Raw genomic sequence first — 19,313 nt, 5'->3', positions numbered from 1 at the left:
AAGTATAAAATTTGAGATTGTAAAATACTTCTCATCTCCCTTTTATTCTATGCCCAATTACTCATAGTTGATACGGTCTCGTATGGTGCCGTCCTCTCTATGGATAATCACATCTGCCTTGTATTTACGAGCCAATCGCTTGGCTTTGTTGATTGCCGTAAGCTGTAGCCTATGCTTGGAGGTAATACGTTTGTTCCCTTCGCGCCGTACGGCCCAAGCATTTTTATAAGGCACCACATGTTGGTGCCACGTTCTACCTCTTTTACTTTGGCGAAAACTGGTAAAAAAGACTTCCACCAGTTCAATTAATGTAGCAACCCAAGATTGCGATGTAGTGTTTTTGGGCATAATGCATTAGGTATGGCTCTCGAAGATACCGTTTTCGGGGAAAAGAATTTTGATTGCTTTTTGGTATTCGTGCTGGAGGTTTTATAAGCTACTAAAAATAAAAGCTCACAATTCATTTTTAATTGGCATTAAGCATTTCTTATGCAACTAACTAATTAACAGTTATTTGGATTAAAAATACCTATTAGTGGGTATTGTTAAAAAATATTGTTCAATATAATTTTAGCATAATAATTATTTAAATCAGTTATGGTTAAGCGTATAACAATTATCCTATTATTAATTCCCATTTTAATAGCGGCCCAATCTACAGAAGAAAAAGATGAGTATATAACCGTAGACAACATTTCATTAAACAAACGTGTATATAAGGTGAAAGTTAAAAATTTTCAAAGAGAATTTAAGGCGAAAATTTGCACTAGCACTATAGATAGTTGTCATGGTCCAACACAAGGCTTTAATCATAAAATACTTCCTCAAATGTTAGCTGATGCAATTATTGATTTTACAATTAAATCTGGTGTTGATAGCGCCTTCGATAATGACAGTTTGGTTAGACCAGAAGAAAGGGTTTATCTAGAACAATTATTGGATAAAGTAAATAGTCTAATAGAAAATGATAAATCAGAGGTCCAAAAAACTACAGAAGGCGTTGATAAATTTGTTGATGAAGATGCTGCAACCATAGTTTTAAAGGATAAAACGAAATTTCTAATTAATTCTCCCTCCAAATTCGAAAGGCAAAAATATTATCGAAATGTAGATACAACACATACTCATCAAAAAGAAAATCTAATTTTAAACAATGCCGTTATTGTATTTTTTAATAATAAAGCTTCTGCAATTTCAGTGGAGGCGACCATCGAATGTAAAAACAGCCAAGAACATGAGATAATTGAGTTATATAACTATAAGTATAGTATTCCATTGCGCGCCTTCAATTTTTATGACAATGCCAGTAAATTAGTAAGAGTTAAATATGTTTTAACAGGACAAGCCAAAAATGGTGAAGAGATTGAAGTACATGTAAATGATATTTTCGATTACAAAAATATCGGAGAAAAAAACAAAGGGAATTTTGGATTTTCGATAGCCAATCAGCGATTTAGACTTGCGAATGGAGAGAATGAGTCTAATTCTTATAAGGTGGTACAGCGACGTTTTTTTGACTTTTTTACCGCGATTATTTATTCTGATTTAATGGGATTTAATACTGAGAATAGTAATTCACTCATCAATGCTCAGGCAGATTTGATAATGCCATTGAATTTAGGTAATTGGGCAAAATTGACCGCATTAAAACAATTTAAGCTAACGGCTAATGTGGCTTTAAACAACAGTTTTGAAAATGATTCTCGTTTTATAAACTTTTCTGATACGGAGATGGTTTCTCATTTTGATTTAATGAAAAAGAACAATCTAAATGCTATGATAGGTGTGGATGTATTAAGTTTTGAGTCAAAAGGGTGGTTTTCAACCTATTCCTTAGGCTATAATTTAGGATTTTATCGTACAGGGTTTCAATATTCCAACACCCAATCTAGTGATCAAGATGTAATTACTAAAGGTCAAGTGCTTTCCATTTCGCATGGCCCATATGTTAATTTTGAGTTTCGTCCTCAAGATAATTTCGGTGCAGATATCATGTTGAGTTTAGAAGAATTTAATTTGAATGATCAGTTAGAAGTTAATGAACGAGATTTTAGAGATGATATAATTATTCAAGATCAATCTAATTCCTTTTTAGTTAAACATAATTTAGTTAATGTCTCTACCAATTTTTATTGGTTAACAAATCCAGGAAAAACTACTGGCGGTGTGTATGCTAGGGTTGGAGTCGCTTATCATACAGCGTCAGATGCTATTTTCCCTCAAGTTTTAGTAGGTTACGCAACCAACTTAACCTCATTTGTAAATCGTTTTAAGCCAAAATCAAGTACAACGCCAGATGAAAATAAATAAAATTTATCAACAAAGGTTGAACGAAATAGGGAATGAAAAATATTTTATAAACGCCCATACACACATATTTAATGCTAATGATACTCCTAACCATTTAGTAAAACGGTTTGTCATTTGGCCATTTTATTATTTACTAAATACACAATGGGCAATTTCTATTTTAAAAAAACATAGAAAACGACAGGCAAAAAAGTTTAGATATAGGGCTAAAAATAAAATCTGGCAAAAATATCGTTCTTCAAAGTCTCCTATATTTGAGTTGGCAAAAAGGGTGTTTTTAATTGTAGTAAATATAATTTTCTTTTTTTATGCTCTTTATATCATACAACCGATATTTACTTTTTGGCCCATAAAAGGCTGGTTGAATGGATTGTATGAAAATGAGATTTCACAGTATCTGTTGTTTTTTCCTAAAAGATTTTACTATATCTCTATCATATTGTTCATCTTTCTTTTCTTTAAGAAAATCAAGAATTGGTTTTTTTCGCTGATCTGGAAGAGCATCAAAAAAAGGCTAGGTAACGACTGGGTAGAGTTCATGTTAAGATATAGAAATATCCTGCTTTTTGCTGGATACGGTAATATGAAGGGGATTTTTAATAAACTCAAAAATCAATATCCACCTGGCACTAAGTTTGTTGCTTTGCCTATGGATATGGAATTCATGGCAGCAGGACCTGTTAAAAGGCCATATCGCATACAAATGGCCCAGCTTTTGAAAATAAAGAAAAGTAACAGCCAAGATATTTATCCATTCCTATTTGCGCATCCAAAAAGGATGATAGAAGTCCATAATGGCAAACCATACTTTAAGGGTAATTTAAATGGTAGTGGAAAATATATTTTAGGTACCTCAGAAGTGAAGGATTATTTTGAAAATGGATGTACAGGGGTTAAAATTTATCCAGCAATGGGTTATTATCCATTTGACGAAACTTTACTGCCCTTATGGTTATACTGCGCCCAAAATAATATCCCAATAACAACTCACTGTTCGGTAGGGCCAATTTTTTATAGAGGGAATTTAAAGGATTTAGAAAAAGGTAAAAAAAAGACCTTTAAAAGAGGAATTGACCGTCATCCAGTCTTCGACGAAATAATTGGTAAGAATTTGAAAGGAAAGAATAAGATTGAGCCATTTCGTCTACCCTTACATAAAAATAGAGTATTTCAAAGGAATTTTACACATCCTTTAAATTACGTCTGCTTGCTTAACGAAACATTTTTAAAAAGAGTTTTGGATTTTCACAACGATTCAAATCTGAACAAATTATTTGGCTATGACCCAGAAAATAATGAAAAAAAATTAGATAGAAATTTATCTAATTTAAAAATTAATTTAGCTCATTATGGAGGTTCTGAGAATTGGGATGAATTTTTAGCTAAAGATCGTTTCGATGAAGCTAATGCTATTATTAACAAACCTACCATTGGGTTAGATTTATTAAATAGAATGGACAACCTAACAATTTTATACAGCTTATGGCATTATGTTGATTGGTTTTCCATTATTTCTTCGATGATGCTTTCTTTTGATAATGTATATACCGATATCAGTTATACCGTACATGATTTAAAATATCTGAATTTATTATCCGAAATTATGGATAACAAAAAAATTGGAAAGCGTATTCTTTTTGGAACAGATTTTTACGTTGTTAGTAACCATAAAAGTGAAAAACAATATTGGATAGATATGCAAAATACGTTAGGACATGAAAAGTGGAACAGGTTGGCTCATACTAACCCGAAAAGATTTCTAAATTTTTAAAGTTTTTGCAGAACTTTAAAAATCTCTACCATAGCCCAAGTATCCAGTTTACAATATTCCAAGAGGTCTTGTCGTATCTGTTTTTTTTCTTTTTGGCTAACGGAATCAAAGGCGATCTTTCCCCATGTATCCATAGCCATAGTACCATCCTGTACATTTAGGTTTTTATAGCTCAATTTGGGCACTAAAACGGGCAAGACTTTTTTTATGGAAGAAGATCCTTTAAAACGGTAGTCCACATAGTCTTTCATAAACACTTTTTCTAAATCGAAAATATGGGTGTTAATATATTCAAGATACTGCTCATGTTCTGGCAACCATGAAATCATTCGATTGTTAGTGCCTATCTCGTAAGAAGCATGCCAAGACACAAAGGTGCCTTCCATTTTGGTAAAAGCTTGCATTTGTTTCAACATTGTTTTTGGAAACTCCAATTGATCGCATAAAAATTCAAAATGACTTAAAGAACCATCTTCTTGCATAGAATGTATGCTTACCTGAAACGGAATTTGTTCAAAAGGCTTTAAGCCATCTATTTTGGGTACAGCGCTACCATAAGCTTCATAATCAAAAAAATGTAGCGGGTATTCCAATTCGGTTAGTGTTTTTTTAATTGAATAAATGTTGATTATTGGTTCTTGTTGTACAAAAGAATTATATTGTAATTGCTGCCCTGCAGTAAGCTCAAAACCTTCGGGAACATCCACAAGGCCATAATTACTAGAGTCTACAAGCTCCTTTATTTTCTTTTCAAAAAGGCGTTTTAGCTCATAGATACTAGGTTGGGGCACATCGGGATTAAAAAAGTCAAAAGTCTCACAATGGTTGGCACGGGTTTTATACAAACAAGAACAGCCCTCATACGACAAGTTGGAAATCTTCAATAGTTGGAGTGCTGCATGAATCTTGTTTACTATATCAGAAAAGGCGTTTTCCACTTTTTCGGTAACATCTGTAATGGTCAGAAGATCTTCTGCTTTTATTTCCCCTTTCCTTATAAACTCTCCATTGAGATGAATTATGCTACATCTAGAAATAACTAAACCATTTTGTTCTAGCACATATTTTTGAAAACAGACATCGTATATATGGTTGTGTGCGGGTTTTTCACTAACCCTAACAGAAGATTTCACCTCGTATAAATGCCAACTACCATCGGCAAGTTTTTCCAATGCATCAATACGGGCAAATACTCCTTTTTCGGTTATGAAAGAAGGTTGTAGAAAGGTTTCTCCCCCTTTGTTTAGAGCTCCCTTTGTTTCTAATGGATTTGCAAAATTTGATAACACTATTGCGTTAGGGAATAATTCACCTACATAACTTTCTACCTCATAGCCCTCATTGATCAACTTTTGTAAAAAGAGTGAATACTCCCCTTTTGGATATTTCTCAGGTTCTTTTTTTGCCAACCAAAAACTTTCTGGACATTGTAGGTAATGTATAAAGTCGGTTTTGGTGAGTTGCATATTAGATACTTTTAAACTGTTCTAGATAAAGGTCAATATATTTTGTTTCTTGTTTTCTTTTATACTGAGCAATATATCTTGGGTGAGGCAAAGCTATTACTTGGTCAAATAAACCATACTCTTTGTTTAGATTGTATAGGTAATTGTAATTATCTCCATTTCCAAGGCAAAATACTTTGTCAGTGTAAATACCAAATTCAATTTGTTTTTTTAAGGTTTCGATGATGAAGGGAGTGGTAGAGACCATTAAATCAATATAGTCATAATAGTTCTTATTAATTTCTTCATTGTTTTCGTTTCTTTTGATGTAGCCTAAAGGACTAACATTACTTATAAAAAACTTACTGTAAAAGTCCTCAATAGTTCCATATTGTTTTATCATGCGGTATATAAAGGCACCCGAAACCTCATGGTGATTTTGTTCACAGAAAATGTTGCAAGATTCTTTTAAGTTTTGTGGAGAGGTAAAGGGTATACCGGTTACACCAGCGCCGTTTTTACCAGGGTTTACACCTAGAACTAGGTGACGTTTCTTATGATCTGAAAAATATCTCTTGTAGAACTCTGTAGATAATTTGACAGTCTCTTTACCATTATCCTTAAAAGGATTCATAATTGCAATGTTCTTTGGTAATTGAACCGTATCTGGCAAATTCAGCTCTTTATTGAAAGTAATAACCTTATCTGCAAAAGTCATAATATGAAGTTTTTATCAATTCAAAATTGAAATTATTGGTTCATATATTACAGGAGTTTTACCCCAGGTATAGAGGCCATCTCTAATCCAAGATGTTGAATTTTCTATGTTTTCGGGAATCATATTAATAGCATCATCATGGTAATATAATTTCACTTTTCCTTCTTCTATAAAGGCTATATACAAATCTTTGCCAATATATTTCTTGTCAATTGTAAAACGAGCTTTTAATTGAATTTTGAGTATATCCGCACCGGAAACATGAACGGATATAAAATCAGCTCCTTGCCAATCATCGTTTAGACGTAAAGAATTAAAACCATAGTCAGCTAACGTTGCGGCAACTTTATGAAAATTGTAGTTCTCTTTTTGTTTAGAATTAAGGGACGAATAGGATACTGGTTTATACTTTTCTTTAAAATTCATTTCTTATCCTTTCTGTTTTTATTAAAACCAACTTGCCAGAAATACATATCGACAAGCTTCATTTTTGGATATTCAGAGTATTTCTTTTGAAGCATTTTCATCTTCTCATTATTATCAGCATACTCAAATAATTTTTCTAAGCTATTCTTTTGAAGTGATTTGAACGCTTCTTCTTTTTTAATGACACCCTCAATAAAAAAGCGGTCAAACGCAGGAACGCAGCCAAGAGTTCCTAATAATATTTTACTGATTAATGTATCTGTAGGTGAAATGTTTTTGGTAACCCCTTTTAGGGTCTCGAACTGAAAAGAACGATAATGTTTTTTAAGAAGTGTGATTAATTTTTCAATTTCTGGTATTGATAATTTGTTTACTTCATGTTCTCCAGAACATCTTAAGTGTGAAAAACTCTTGAGTATTTCAACCGCACCTTCATGCACCAAATAGTCTTTTTGGAGCAAACCACTTGACCCTCTGTACATACCCCAACTGGCTAAATACATTCCTAAATATAGGGCAAGTGTATTGGTGTCTAAGTTTTTATTTTCAAAGGCACTATAACAGTGATTCCAAGAATTATAGCGATGGAATTTTTGATTGTTTTGAGCAATGTATTTTACAATAATTCCTTCCATAAGTAAATTTTAAATTGAATTGAATAACCCTTTTTTTCGACACTCTTCCAAAAACTGAGCTTTTAAAAAACCTTTGTCCGAAAGCGGGTATTTTTGCGCTTCCCTTAAGATGCGTTTATAGAAAACATCATAGTCAACAATATTTGCCAGCTCTTTTGCATTTTCGAATTCATCGATAGCTTTGTTGAACCAAACTTGACCATCATTAGGGCTACATAAAGTTGCTTTATAGCGTTCTTCTAAACCAAAAACTCTCATCCATGTTTCAATTTCTTCCTTATAACCAGAATCTGCATGTATTGTGATAGAAATATCATCTGGAGTAAGATTTAGGATATTAGAATTGGATATTTCAATTTTGAATGAAATTTCAGGATGATCATCTGCATAGGGATAAAAAGCCTTGGTTCTTGCATTTTTTCCTTTTAAGGGGTCAATAGGGTACAATGGACTTTTGGATAGTTTATATGTACTATTACACTCGTTGCACATGGGTGCTAAGTTTCTAAAATTTAGCACATTAAATGGATAAGAACCTTTAGGGATGTAATGGTCATAGGCCTCTCTATAGCTGTGGTTATTTGCTTTTAGGTGGGTTAAGGCACAAAAAGGACAAACTTGTTGATTGTTTTTTTCCATAAAAGCCATGTCATAATCCGTAATAAGATCCTTATTTAAAAACCCAAAATCTTCTAGATTAAAAGGAGAATTACTACCGTATAATTTTGAATAAAATGACTTTAGGGCTTTTGAAAGGTCAGGGTGTGATTGTGAAATTTCCTCATAGGTTATTGGTTCAATTGTTTTGTCGCAGCACAACCCTTCAATGTTGTTGTTATTTGCATACCTGACGGACAGAAAGGCTCTATATTTCGAGTCTAGCTTTAAAAATTCCCGATAAATATTTTCAATGGAGGAGTTAAAAAATTGGGCCCATTTACCCTCTTTATATCCTAAATCAATGTATATCTGCTGTAGCTCTGGATGACCAGACAATTTATCCGCATCGAAATCACCATCTGCCTTTAACCATACCTCATAAAACAAGAAATCTAAATATTCTTGTAGCTTTTCAATATTATGCGGTATGTAGGTAAATGTAAAGTGCATTTTTAGGCTGGCATTGGGTTAGGACTTTCGTCATCCATAGACTCTAGAATTTCATGTATAAGAAGAGTTCGCTCTACAGATTCTCCAAGCGATTCCTTTATTTTTTTGATAAGGTCCTCCTTTTCTTCATTATTTCTCAAATTAGAGCTTTTCTCTCTAAACTCCGTAACCTTGGCTTGAGCAAATTCTCCTATAGTATTAGGCATTGCAAACAATCTAATGCCAATTTTATTAACAGAGGTTCCAAAAGTTTGAAAGTCAGGTCTAAGAACCTCTTTTACCTTCCTTGTTTGCTCATCTTTATCAAATAGTAGAACATACTGCATTTCACTATCGGAAATCAAAAATGGAGAATGTGTGGTAATAAGCATTTCTCGCATCGTCATCGTACTATCCAATTCTTCTTTCTTAAAACTGTTTCTTATACTGGAAATGTATTTTGCCTTCCAATCAGGATTGAAGTGCGTTTCGGGTTCATCTAACAGAAATAAGCTCCTTGTATCTTTAAAAAGTAGACAGAGTCCTAGTGTGTGTAAAAACTGGTGTTCTCCATCGGACAGGTTTTTTGTATAAATTGAATTGGCTACCCCTTCCTTTTTAATATATAAGTCTTTAAATCGGAGAACCCTATCATTTTCTTTGGGTTGACGTTGCATGTCATTAACAAGAAAGATGTTTTTTGACCCTAGGGTTGCATGTTTTTCTTGGATGCTGAATTCATAATTATTGAAAATCAGTAAGAGCTGAAACAATTCAAATAGTTTAAGGGGGTCATGGTCAAAATGGAGTTGAAAGGCTTCCTTGGTTGCATCGTTCACTAAATAATCTAAATAAAGGTATTTGGTTTCATCTGCTTCAAATGTCAATTCACTATCATAAACCTCATTCTCTAAAAAGCTTTTCTCGCTATAGGCCGTAGCACAGCGTTTTAATTTTTCAAGATACGATTGAGTATAATTTTTCCTACTACCATCCACCCCCCTTAAACTCTCAAAAATATTATACTTTCTTATTTCATTACCATTATTCGGAATGCCGTCCTCATACGTTATTTCGCTATGAATTTCCGCTTTAACACTTGTTTTTATGATTAATCTAAAGGATTCAATATCCGATAGATTTACATAATTCTTAAAAGGACCTAGCACACTGTTTTCATCTTCCAAATTATTCATCAATAAATTGGATAACAGTATTGCCTGACTAAATGTATTGTCTAGAAAAACCAATGATGATTCGGGCCTTGGTGCTACATACTCCCCGGTTTTTAAATTTTCTAGGTAGGCATCGTATTGTAAAAATCGACTTTTAAAAAATGGCAAACTAAGCGTTTGGTTGAGACCAGAGGCATAGCCTACAACAAATTCAGGCAACAGGGCTTTTGATTCAGCCCTGGAAAGTTCTTTGACCTTGCGAAACGCTTCTTGGTTTACCCAGTTTATTTTCGGGCGTTCTTGTGCCTTTTTGGTAATATGAATTTCCGCTTTTTTTGAAACATCCAAATCAGAAAAGGTTTCGGAATCCAAAAATGTAAAGTACTCTAATTCATAGGCCTCTATTAAACTAGATTCCGGGTTAAAACCTTTCGGGTTTTCTTCTGTAGTGTCAAAATAGTCAGGTCGTTTAGACAGAAACATGCAGTCCAGATGATAGAAAATCTCTGCTAGTACTTCTAAAATGTTCGACTTACCACTACCATTCAGCCCCGCTAAAACATAAGGGTTAAACTCAGTTGCTTCATCATGATGAAAATCTCTGAGAAAATGTATTTCGAAACCCTCAGGAAGAGAACGAAAACCTCCTTGGCTATTTAATTTAAACCTGATTAACTTCATCTTTAAGTTTAAATTTTATACGGCCTTCTTCAGTGTCAAAACACTGCTCTATTTGGCTATTCTCTTTTTTCAGCAGACTAAAGAAATTCGTTTTCCAATAATCATAATTGTCTTGATAATCTTGAATCTTAGAATCTTGAAATAGCAAATCTTTAATATCATCAAAAACAAAGCTTTCTACACCAAAATTGCTTTTTATAAGATTTTCAAGGTATGTGTCTATTTCAGTTACGTCAAAAAGGGTATTGGAAAATATATTTGAATCTTTGGATTCTTTTTCTTCTATTAAGTTTTCTTTACTAGTTGATGATTCAAAATCTTCTAAAAACTCCTCCCTCAACACCACCTTACTCAAATCCAACTCCCCTTTAAAAGCATCTTGACTTAAACGACCGTAGAGGTTTTCCAATTCAAATAAGTGGTTTTGAAAGAGTTCATTTGCTTTTTCTATTTCTTTAACAATTTTTTCAAATTTGTTCTGAATTTCAAAAGGTGGAATGGGCACGGTAATATCTAAAATCATTGATTGATTTATAAAGGGTAAATCAAGTTGTTTAACTTTTTCTAGAATTGGTGAATTAGATAAAGCAAAAGAGAGATAAGTTATGTTAAGCTTTTCTTTGTTTAGAATTGTCAAAACAATAGCGTTGTCTGTAACCCAGCAAGGCTGATTAACTTTATGTATTACGCCACAATGTTGCCCAACTCTTCCCGCTATAATTATTGGCTTATTATATAATGGTTTTGTGGCCCAACCATTTGTGCCATTTCCACCATAAATCGGAAAATCAGTTTTTTCAATAGACTTAACCAACTTGCTTGACTTACCACTTTGAGCCTTTATATATGGCCGAAACTTCTCCCATTTATATGGTGATTTCTTCGCTCTTATATCCCCAAACATTTCCAAAAAAGTACTTTTCAACAACTCATCTAATAGGGCAATACTTTCTTTTCGCTTGGCAATGAGTTCTTCACAATCGGTCAGGACTTGCGCTATGCGTTTTTGGTCGTCAATTTTTTTTGGAATGGCAAGTTTACTTTCCTTTAAAAACTTAAAATGTCGACTATAACCAGCTTCAGGTAGCTTCAGATTTTTTAAAGTATAGTATACATATCGAGCATAATCGGTTTTTAATGTTAATGCTTTCGCCCCATCAGCACCTAGTGCGATTGGAAAATCTACATATTTTATTGCTTTAGTATGATCACCAAAAATTATAACAGGAAGATTTTGGCTATTCACAAGATTTTCATCGTTAGTATAACCTGCAATAAAATCTTTGGACTGGTCTATAATAGGGTAAAGGCCTTCCGACAGATATTCACCTTTAGGAATTTTTTTGAATTTTCTAGTGGAATCATCTAGAACCTTAGAAAATGGTTTTATTTGTATATCCATTAAAACAACTCTTTCAATTTGTTCAGTTTATCACTAATTTGTTGCTCTAGGCCCTTTTCTATAATTTCACCATCCTCTCCAAATGTTCCCAATAGTTTTTCCAAAATCACTTTGGGTTTTTCATATTCAATTTCCTCATATACTTCTTCTTTATAGCGGGAAAAACTCAAATCGTAACCTTCTGCAACAATCTCTTTTTTGGGTACGGTAAAACATTTGCGTTTCCGGTTGTTCTCAGAGGCCGGTTTAGCACTCTTGTATTTGGTGACAATATCTTGCAGGTCTCCGTAACCTTCTAACTTGGTCCTTTTATCATCCAAGCTATAGCCATCGCTTTCCATGTTATAGAACCACACATTTTCGGTCTCTCCGCCTTTGGTAAAAATCAGGAGAGCAGTACTAACCCCGGCATAAGGTTTAAAAACGCCACTGGGAACGGTAATCACTGCCTTAAGTTCACTTTTTTCGATCATCAGCTTTCGGGCCTCTTTAAAGGCCTTGCCACTTCCAAATAGCACCCCTTGGGGCACTACGATACCGGCCGTACCCCCCATGCGCAACATTTGGTAGATACGCTCAATAAACAGCAGCTCTGTTTTTGTGGTGCCTAATTGTAAGCTTTCGTTAATGTCACCTTTATCTATATTGCCTGTAAAGGGTGGGTTGGCCAATACCACATCGTACTGGCTGGTTTCATTATAACTTTTGCTCAGGGTATCGGTATAATCTATCTGGGGGCTTTCTATACCGTGCATCATTAGGTTCATCAGCCCCAAACGTACCATGGTCTGGTCTATATCATAGCCTTGTAAGCTTTTATCTAAAATGTCTTTAGTTTTTTTGTCATAACTAGATGCTTTGCTAGAGCGTATAAAACCGTCATCGTCTGGGTTAACCTTAACTTTATTACCGGGTAAGTTGGTAATTAAATACTGGTAAGCATCCAATAAAAAACCCCCAGTACCACAGGCAGGATCTGCAATACGGTTGCCCAATTGCGGCGCTACCAACTCTACCAATAATTTAATGATATGTCTTGGAGTTCTAAACTGTCCGTTTTTACCCGCACTTGCAATTTCGCTCAATAAGTATTCGTACACATCCCCTTGAATATCCTGAAAATCCTGTCCCTTTTCAGAGGCATCCCTTTCCATTTCTTCATATATCCCATCGATAATCTTTACCGCTTCTACCAACAAAGAAGGTTTGGGAATGATAAAGACCGCATTGCGCATATGTTTTACAAAAGGCGAGTCATCGGTGTCCAGTGTTTTGATAAAGGGAAAAACATATTGTTGAACCCGTTGCAGCATCTCCTCGCCGGGCAATCGCTTAAACTCGCTCCAGCGCAATTGTTGCTTTTCAATTTTCAGGTCACTATTTGGCAGTTGGAACACCCCTTCAAAACGAGATGTATAGGGTTCTTCGGTAAACTCAGCTTTTGATTGAGCGTCGCGATCGTTCTCGTCCAGTTTTTTCATAAAGAGCAAATAAGTAATCTGCTCAATGGCTGTTAATGGGTTTGAGATACCGCCACTCCAGAACTTGTTCCAGAGTTCCTGAATTTTCGATTTTATTTCTGGGTTACTTTGTAATAAGCTCATTTATGCTACCAATTGTTCTGTTAATGTTATTATTTCTTTAATTTCCTTAGGGTTAAATACTCCCTGTATCCCTTTTGGGTGAATGACCGTAAAGGGGGCTTCCATTAAATTACGTTTATGTATTTGGCCGCGTTCTATAATATAATCGCGCAAGAGATTTAAAAACTCAATTTGTCGGGTGCTCAAGGTAGTGTGTGTTTGTATAAATTCAGCAACTTTTTTGCTGACAGTTTCATCAAAGCTTTCCAATACCTCAATGCCCAAAATATGCTTTATAAATTGCAAGAAACTGGCACGTTGGTTTTTGTACACTTTTTGTAATAGGGTTTCGGTAATATGAGGGTCTTCCGAATGCAGTTCTTTGGCCAATTGCTCCGCTTCTTCGGCCGTAATTTGTTTCCCTTCCTTTATGCTTTGCAGTATAGGGTTGCGCTTTAAAAGCTCAGTGATTTTTTGCTCTACCATTTCTCGATATCGGGAAATACTAACCGATTCGTGCTGGGGCCCGAATTCCACGAACTCCTTTGTGGTGACAACATCCCTTAGATTCAAATGATCCATGCCACTACCCGTAACAGGTTTGTCAACATAGCGCATTAAGGGAGCGAGCTTTTGGGCAAGCACGTCAAACTCCAGGTCTGTAATAGTCGCCCAATAGTTATTGGTAAGCACTTTTTTGATATAACCCGCCTCTTTTTCGACCACGTTTACCGACAAGGGCAGAAGGGACACCTTTTCTTGAACATTTTCTTTGAGGATTGTTAACTGCTCAGCATTTTCCTCTAGATGTGCCAACGAAGTCTCCAATACGTCTTTTTTAAAGCGCATGGCCTTAAAATCAACTTGTGAGACCGTTCTGAATAAAGGAGTGATAATTTCTCTTAGGAAATCGAAGCTTTTAGCGTCTAAATTTTCCCAAAAATCGGCTTTCATGGCTTTGAGCAAAGGAGTTTGTGCATCTTGGATGACCACCGAATCTTTAGGTAGGTTCTTTAGCTGTGTTCGGAAGAGTTCAATTTCCTTTAAGGCAATGTCCATTTCATCCAACTCCAATGCCAATTCAATTTTATCTATCCTTAATCCCGCAAAACGGACGGGTAAAGGCACTTGTTTTTTGTTTTCTACGCCTTTTGGGTTGAGCTTAAAGTATTCGAAATTATCCCAACAGTCGATAATTCTAAAGACATCTTTTTCAACACACCAAGGTTTCATAGCCGTTGGTTCCAGCAGGCGAGTACCACGACCGATCATCTGCCAGAATTTGGTGTACGAGTACACAGGTTTGGCAAAAACTAAATTTACCAATTCGCGAACATCGATACCGGTATCCAACATATCTACGCTAATGGCCACTCTGGGCATATTGTTCAATTTAAACTGATCTAATAATCCCCCCTTACCATATACCCTAGGGTCATCGGATACTAAAACTTTGGCCAGTTCCCCGTTATATTCAGGATAAAGCTTATCGAAAACTTCCTCTACCTGCCTGGCTTGTGGAATCGATTGACAGAAGAATATACTTTTGCCTGGTAGTACGCCATTAGGGTCCTTTATGGATTCCTCCATAAATTCACGAACGATCAAGGCATTTGTTCCACGGTTTCTTACTGATTTTTCAAGTTGTGTCCCCTCATAATTGATTTCTTCAATATCACGTCCTTCCTTCAATAATTTTTTTTGGTCCTCTAAAGAAACAGTACGCTTACTAATGCCTTCATCTTGAAATTTGGTATGAATCTTCATCACTTCAAAATTGCAGAGATAAGGTGGAATATTATTCACAGCCTCTTCATAGGAATAAGCAAAAGTTGGTAGCCCATCTTCACATTCGAACAACTCAAATGTATTATGGTCAATAACATCGGTAGGGGTGGCGGTCAACCCAAGAGTTATGGTATTAAAATAACTTAAAACTTCTTGGTAGGTATTATAAATTGACCGGTGGCTTTCATCTATCACAATCAAATCAAAGAAATGAGGGGATAAGGTGTTCTCTTCATCTTTGACAATATTGAGCATTGTAGGATAGGTGGAAACGTAAATTCGTCTGTCCGTCGAAATTGATTTTTCACCTCTCTTGGGCCATGTTGGTTCGTTTGGCAAGTGGTCTTTGAAGGCATCCAAAGCCTGATCTCGTAAGGCGATTCTATCTACCAAGAACAAAACACGTTCAGCCCAGCTTGCACGCATCAAAGAATCGGTTAATGCAATGCAGGCTCTTGTTTTGCCAGTACCTGTTGCCATCACCAATAGAAACTTGGTTCTCTTACGTTCAATAGCTTCCATCACCGCACGAATCGCTTGTATCTGATAATCCCTTCCGGCTATTGCCGTATTGATTAATTCGGTTGCAAGAGGTTTTTTTCGTTTTCTTATATAGTCATACCTTTCTAAATCATCACGCGAAGGAAAACCAATAACTTTTTTCGGAGGATAATTGTTCAGGTCCCAAAAGAAGATATCCAACCCGTTCGTGTAAAAGCAAAAAGGCAAAACCCCGGTTTCTTTTTCAATGCCCAAACAGTATTGCTTGGCTTGTTCCTTACCTAATGCAGCGTCTTTCGAAGTCCGTTTTGCTTCTACCACTGCCAGAGGTTTGCCGTCTTTGCCCAAAAGAACATAATCGCTGAAGGTGGTGCCGTACTCAAGAGAAGGCTCATTAGATTTCGAGATTACTGAATACTCCGAGACCACTTGGGTAAAATCATTAATATTCCACCCTGCTGATTTCAAGTGGTGGTCAATTAGTTTTTTACGTGTTTGTTTCTCGTTTATCATTATTTCTAAATAGAAAACTCTATAAAGTAATCCAAATTAGCGGGGGAAGATCATTTCATACCACCAAATTAATCAATCCATCTGTAAAAAGCAGGGAAACCAGCAATACATCCCCCTTTTTTTAACCTTTGAAAAGTACTATTACTTTTAAACCATTCATTACGGAAAGCCGTAATGTTTTCCAGGAAAAGATGCTTAAAGACCAATTAATATTTTCTTAGGGGATAAAATTCACCTTACGGCTGTACTATTAGGCTAGGGTAGTGCAAAAAAACCAGTAACTTTGGCGCTCAATAAATGGGGCGTAGGCTTCATATACATTATCATTGAAAGAAAACTACTACATTTATAGCGTATAAACACGAGTACCTATCCATGGCAAAAATTGAAATTAAAGGTTCCCCAGAAGAGTTGGAAAGAGTAGCTACATTCTTGGCCAACAACAATATAAAGTTTAACGTGGTCAACGATTATGGCAACCATTCCTTAGAAGACATTGACAAGTATGCCTTGCTAATGAGTAAATATGCATAGATAATTTTGTAACTTACTTGTTTACAGATTTAAATTATGAAAGGGCTACAGGAAATAAAGCGTGCTATTGATCACTATGTGGAAACGAACAACAAAACGGCATTGGAGGTGGTAGCCGCACTTGAAAAACACTACTTCAACAAGGCGGTTACGGAAGAGATCAAACTGTACAAGAAGAAAAAGAAAAAGGTGGCCCAAATTACCAAGGACCTTAAGATAAGCCACCGGCGGTTTTATAAGATTCTGGAAGATAAAAAGGTGGCCTTTACCAAGTACAACAAGTCCAACGACAATACCAGTGATCAGTAAAGGGGGTTGTCATTAACATGGACAATGTGTATCCTAAAAAAGCAAACAGAATAGCAGTAGGCGCTATAGTTTGCATAGCATAATTAAAGAACACATGATGAGAAAAATAATACCTATTATAGGAATGGCAATTGCGTTGGTGGAAATTGGTTACAGTTTTTATACCATGAACGACACCGGACGATTCTTCGGTTTTGAATTTAACATTTGGGTCTTTCGCATCATTTGGGCAGCCTTATTCGGGTTAATGTTAAACAATTATCTTAAAGCACGAAAGGCTTCTGTATAAAATCGGTTTTGAACAATAATAACACTAATGTTGCATTTAAAGGTTGCAAGATGTAAAAATTGTACTAATTATGGGCATATTATCAAAATCTGCTAGTACACAAAAGATTCTTCCCTCAGCGTTCAAGAAACGAACAAATTTCAGTAAACTATCCGCACCTATTCCGACCAACGCCTTATATGAAAAAGCGAAAATTTAAAATTAGCGATATTCTATTTGGGGTATTCATTGTATTGTTATTGATTCCCCAGACCAGAACGCCTATTCAAGTAGCGGTCAACAAAGTAAAGGTGGCCATTTGGTCGCCCAGTATTGAGGATCAAGAGGACCAGCAAAAGATAGCGGCGTTTGATTATGCCGTTACGGATATGCAAGGGGCAACCCAACACATTGCTATAGGCCAGGGAAAAGTGGTTTTTTTGAGCTATTGGGCCACGTGGTGCCCTCCCTGCATTGCGGAATTGCCCGGTATTCAAGCATTGTACACTGATTATGGGGACAAGGTAATGTTTGTATTGCTGACCCAGGAGGAACCAGCTAAGGTGTTAAACTTTGTAGCCAGAAAGCAATACCATCTTCCCATTTATTTTCCGCAAATGCAGGCCCCGGAAGTACTTAACGAAAACAGTTTGCCCACCAATTATGTCATAGATGCCCAAGGAAAGATCATTGTTAAGGAAACAGGTGCGGCAGATTGGAACAGTACAAAAATACGTTCCCTGTTAGATGAATTGATCGCAGAACCTATGAAGTAGTTTGTATAGCATCGGGCATTGAAAATAGGTGCAAAAAAAGCCGGAAACATAGTTCCCGGCCTCTTCCACATTTCCCAATCAAAGAAACATCAATCATTCTTTTCGCGCAGTACCGTTCCATCGGCATTAAAAACTACGTCCTTTTCATTCATCCACCCTTTTTTTAACTCCACTTCATAGGTGGTGCTACCATTTTCCGTAGTCTTTTCTACCTCATCGACCTTAAAACCGGCATAGGTATTCGTAATTGCGGTGCGTATGGCCTGTGGCAAATCGGCTTCCGTGAGTTCTTGCTCCGTTTTTGTCGTTGTACCATCTGTGGCATACCATATTTCATGGTCCTGGGCATTGATTTCAAATTCTACCTTATAGGAAGTACCTTCCTTTTCCCACTCTACATCATTGGCTGTAGGGTAGCTTTGTTCAAAAGTATCCTTTAGATTTGTCGGCACCGTATTCCTGTCAATATCCTGTGCAGAGCCAATAAAAATCCCCAATGTGGCCAAGGCTCCCGTAAGTATATGCTTGTTTTTCATGTTGTATATTTTTTAGATTCCCTACAAATAAAAGGTACAATTCTAGAAGGAATTGGGAATGCCTATTTATCTTGGCCAAAGGCATTGGTTTCCCATTGGACTTTATTCCCATTTCTTTCTAGATTGTTGCTATATTGTTGTAACAAACCATAGCCCATGAAGATTCTGATTATTGAGGACGAACCGCAAATGTTGGAGAATATGCGCCAAACGTTGGAGCGCGAGCAGTATATTGTGGAAACGGCAACGGACTTTACCGCCGCCAATGACAAGATCGGGGCGTACGACTATGATTGTATTTTATTGGATATTACCTTGCCCGATGGTAATGGGTTAGAGCTGTTAAAGGAACTAAAGGCGCTGGGCAAAGAAGATGGGGTCATCATTGTATCGGCCAAGGATTCCTTGGATGACCGTATAAAAGGCTTGAACCTAGGGGCGGACGATTACCTGCCCAAACCGTTTCATATGGCAGAACTGCATGCTCGGGTAAAGGCCATTGTGCGCAGGCGTAATTTTGAGGGCAACAACCAAATCGAAATCGGCAATGTGAGCATAGACCCGGAAAGTAGAAGTGTTTTTGTTGCCGAAAAAGAGGTCGTTTTTAACCGTAAGGAGTTTGATGTCCTTACCTATATGATATCCAACAAGACCCGTTTGGTTACCAAGACCGCACTGGCAGAACACGTTTGGGGAGACCATATAGACCAAGCCGATAGTTTTGACTTTATCTATTCCCAAATAAAAAACGTACGCAAAAAATTGGCAGATGCGCGGGCAACGATAGAAATTGAGGCGGTATACGGGGTAGGATATAAATTACAGGTCGTCTAGCGGCAAACCATATCTACCG

The 19,313-nt window shown here is 36.2% G+C and carries 17 protein-coding genes; 6 read left to right on the top strand and 11 right to left on the bottom strand.

Going from position 1 to position 19,313, the window contains the following annotated elements:
• Positions 1-57: 57 nt before the first annotated feature.
• Complete coding sequence (locus CHB68_RS12370) at positions 58-348, bottom strand: DUF2188 domain-containing protein (RefSeq protein WP_089261184.1); 291 nt, start codon at positions 346-348, stop codon at positions 58-60.
• 249 nt (positions 349-597) lie between these two features.
• On the opposite strand from CHB68_RS12370, the gene CHB68_RS12365 reads away from it, so the two are divergent.
• Complete coding sequence (locus CHB68_RS12365; RefSeq protein WP_089261183.1) at positions 598-2,310, top strand: hypothetical protein; 1,713 nt, start codon at positions 598-600, stop codon at positions 2,308-2,310.
• Positions 2,297-4,081, top strand: a complete 1,785-nt coding sequence (locus CHB68_RS12360; RefSeq protein ID WP_089261182.1) for an amidohydrolase family protein — start codon at positions 2,297-2,299, stop codon at positions 4,079-4,081. The genes CHB68_RS12365 and CHB68_RS12360 overlap by 14 nt, the downstream gene beginning before the upstream one ends.
• Here the strand turns inward: CHB68_RS12360 and CHB68_RS12355 are convergent.
• Genes CHB68_RS12355 through CHB68_RS12315 form a run of 9 tightly spaced genes read right to left on the bottom strand, consistent with a single transcriptional unit; the run spans position 4,078 to position 16,037 of the window.
• On the bottom strand, positions 4,078-5,547 hold the full coding sequence (locus tag CHB68_RS12355; RefSeq protein ID WP_089261181.1) for a DUF2779 domain-containing protein: 1,470 nt from the start codon (positions 5,545-5,547) through the stop codon (positions 4,078-4,080). The genes CHB68_RS12360 and CHB68_RS12355 overlap by 4 nt on opposite strands.
• A 1-nt stretch (position 5,548) precedes the next feature.
• Entirely contained in the window at positions 5,549-6,244 is a 696-nt protein-coding gene (locus CHB68_RS12350; RefSeq protein ID WP_089261180.1) for a uracil-DNA glycosylase family protein, read from the bottom strand.
• Positions 6,245-6,259: 15 nt separating this feature from the next.
• A complete protein-coding gene (locus tag CHB68_RS12345; RefSeq protein WP_089261179.1) occupies positions 6,260-6,670 on the bottom strand; it encodes a hypothetical protein in 411 nt (136 codons plus the stop codon).
• A complete protein-coding gene (locus CHB68_RS12340; RefSeq protein WP_089261178.1) occupies positions 6,667-7,305 on the bottom strand; it encodes a hypothetical protein in 639 nt (212 codons plus the stop codon). The genes CHB68_RS12345 and CHB68_RS12340 overlap by 4 nt, the downstream gene beginning before the upstream one ends.
• Before the next feature lie 9 nt (positions 7,306-7,314).
• Entirely contained in the window at positions 7,315-8,415 is a 1,101-nt protein-coding gene (locus CHB68_RS12335; protein ID WP_089261177.1) for a hypothetical protein, read from the bottom strand.
• A 2-nt stretch (positions 8,416-8,417) separates the two neighbouring features.
• Positions 8,418-10,250 (bottom strand): restriction system-associated AAA family ATPase, encoded by a 1,833-nt coding sequence (locus CHB68_RS12330; protein WP_089261176.1) that lies wholly within the window; start codon positions 10,248-10,250, stop codon positions 8,418-8,420.
• Entirely contained in the window at positions 10,231-11,652 is a 1,422-nt protein-coding gene (locus tag CHB68_RS12325) for a restriction endonuclease subunit S (protein ID WP_089261175.1), read from the bottom strand. The genes CHB68_RS12330 and CHB68_RS12325 overlap by 20 nt, the downstream gene beginning before the upstream one ends.
• Positions 11,652-13,256, bottom strand: coding sequence for a type I restriction-modification system subunit M (locus CHB68_RS12320; protein ID WP_089261174.1), 1,605 nt, complete (start codon positions 13,254-13,256; stop codon positions 11,652-11,654). The genes CHB68_RS12325 and CHB68_RS12320 overlap by 1 nt, the downstream gene beginning before the upstream one ends.
• Entirely contained in the window at positions 13,257-16,037 is a 2,781-nt protein-coding gene (locus tag CHB68_RS12315; RefSeq protein WP_089261173.1) for a type I restriction endonuclease subunit R, read from the bottom strand. It abuts the gene before it with no gap.
• A gap of 375 nt (positions 16,038-16,412) precedes the next feature.
• Here CHB68_RS12315 and CHB68_RS18575 point away from each other — a divergent pair, with 375 nt between their 5' ends.
• The 3 genes from CHB68_RS18575 (at position 16,413) to CHB68_RS12300 (ending at position 17,924) form a co-directional block, all read left to right on the top strand.
• Positions 16,413-16,571 (top strand): hypothetical protein, encoded by a 159-nt coding sequence (locus CHB68_RS18575; protein ID WP_179213197.1) that lies wholly within the window; start codon positions 16,413-16,415, stop codon positions 16,569-16,571.
• 36 nt (positions 16,572-16,607) lie between these two features.
• Complete coding sequence (locus CHB68_RS12310) at positions 16,608-16,880, top strand: hypothetical protein (protein ID WP_089261172.1); 273 nt, start codon at positions 16,608-16,610, stop codon at positions 16,878-16,880.
• A gap of 468 nt (positions 16,881-17,348) precedes the next feature.
• On the top strand, positions 17,349-17,924 hold the full coding sequence (locus tag CHB68_RS12300) for a TlpA family protein disulfide reductase (protein WP_089261170.1): 576 nt from the start codon (positions 17,349-17,351) through the stop codon (positions 17,922-17,924).
• 89 nt (positions 17,925-18,013) lie between these two features.
• On the opposite strand, the gene CHB68_RS12295 is transcribed toward CHB68_RS12300, so the two are convergent.
• A complete protein-coding gene (locus CHB68_RS12295) occupies positions 18,014-18,460 on the bottom strand; it encodes a PepSY-like domain-containing protein (RefSeq protein ID WP_089261169.1) in 447 nt (148 codons plus the stop codon).
• Positions 18,461-18,616: 156 nt separating this feature from the next.
• On the opposite strand from CHB68_RS12295, the gene CHB68_RS12290 reads away from it, so the two are divergent.
• The gene (locus CHB68_RS12290) at positions 18,617-19,294 is read left to right on the top strand and encodes a response regulator transcription factor (protein ID WP_089261168.1); all 678 of its coding nucleotides are present in this window, start codon (positions 18,617-18,619) and stop codon (positions 19,292-19,294) included.
• The last annotated feature ends 19 nt before the right edge of the window (positions 19,295-19,313 follow it).

The organism is Maribacter sedimenticola (assembly GCF_900188415.1).
Lineage (GTDB): Bacteria > Bacteroidota > Bacteroidia > Flavobacteriales > Flavobacteriaceae > Maribacter > Maribacter sedimenticola.
This window is presented reverse-complemented; position numbering and strand designations above follow the sequence as displayed.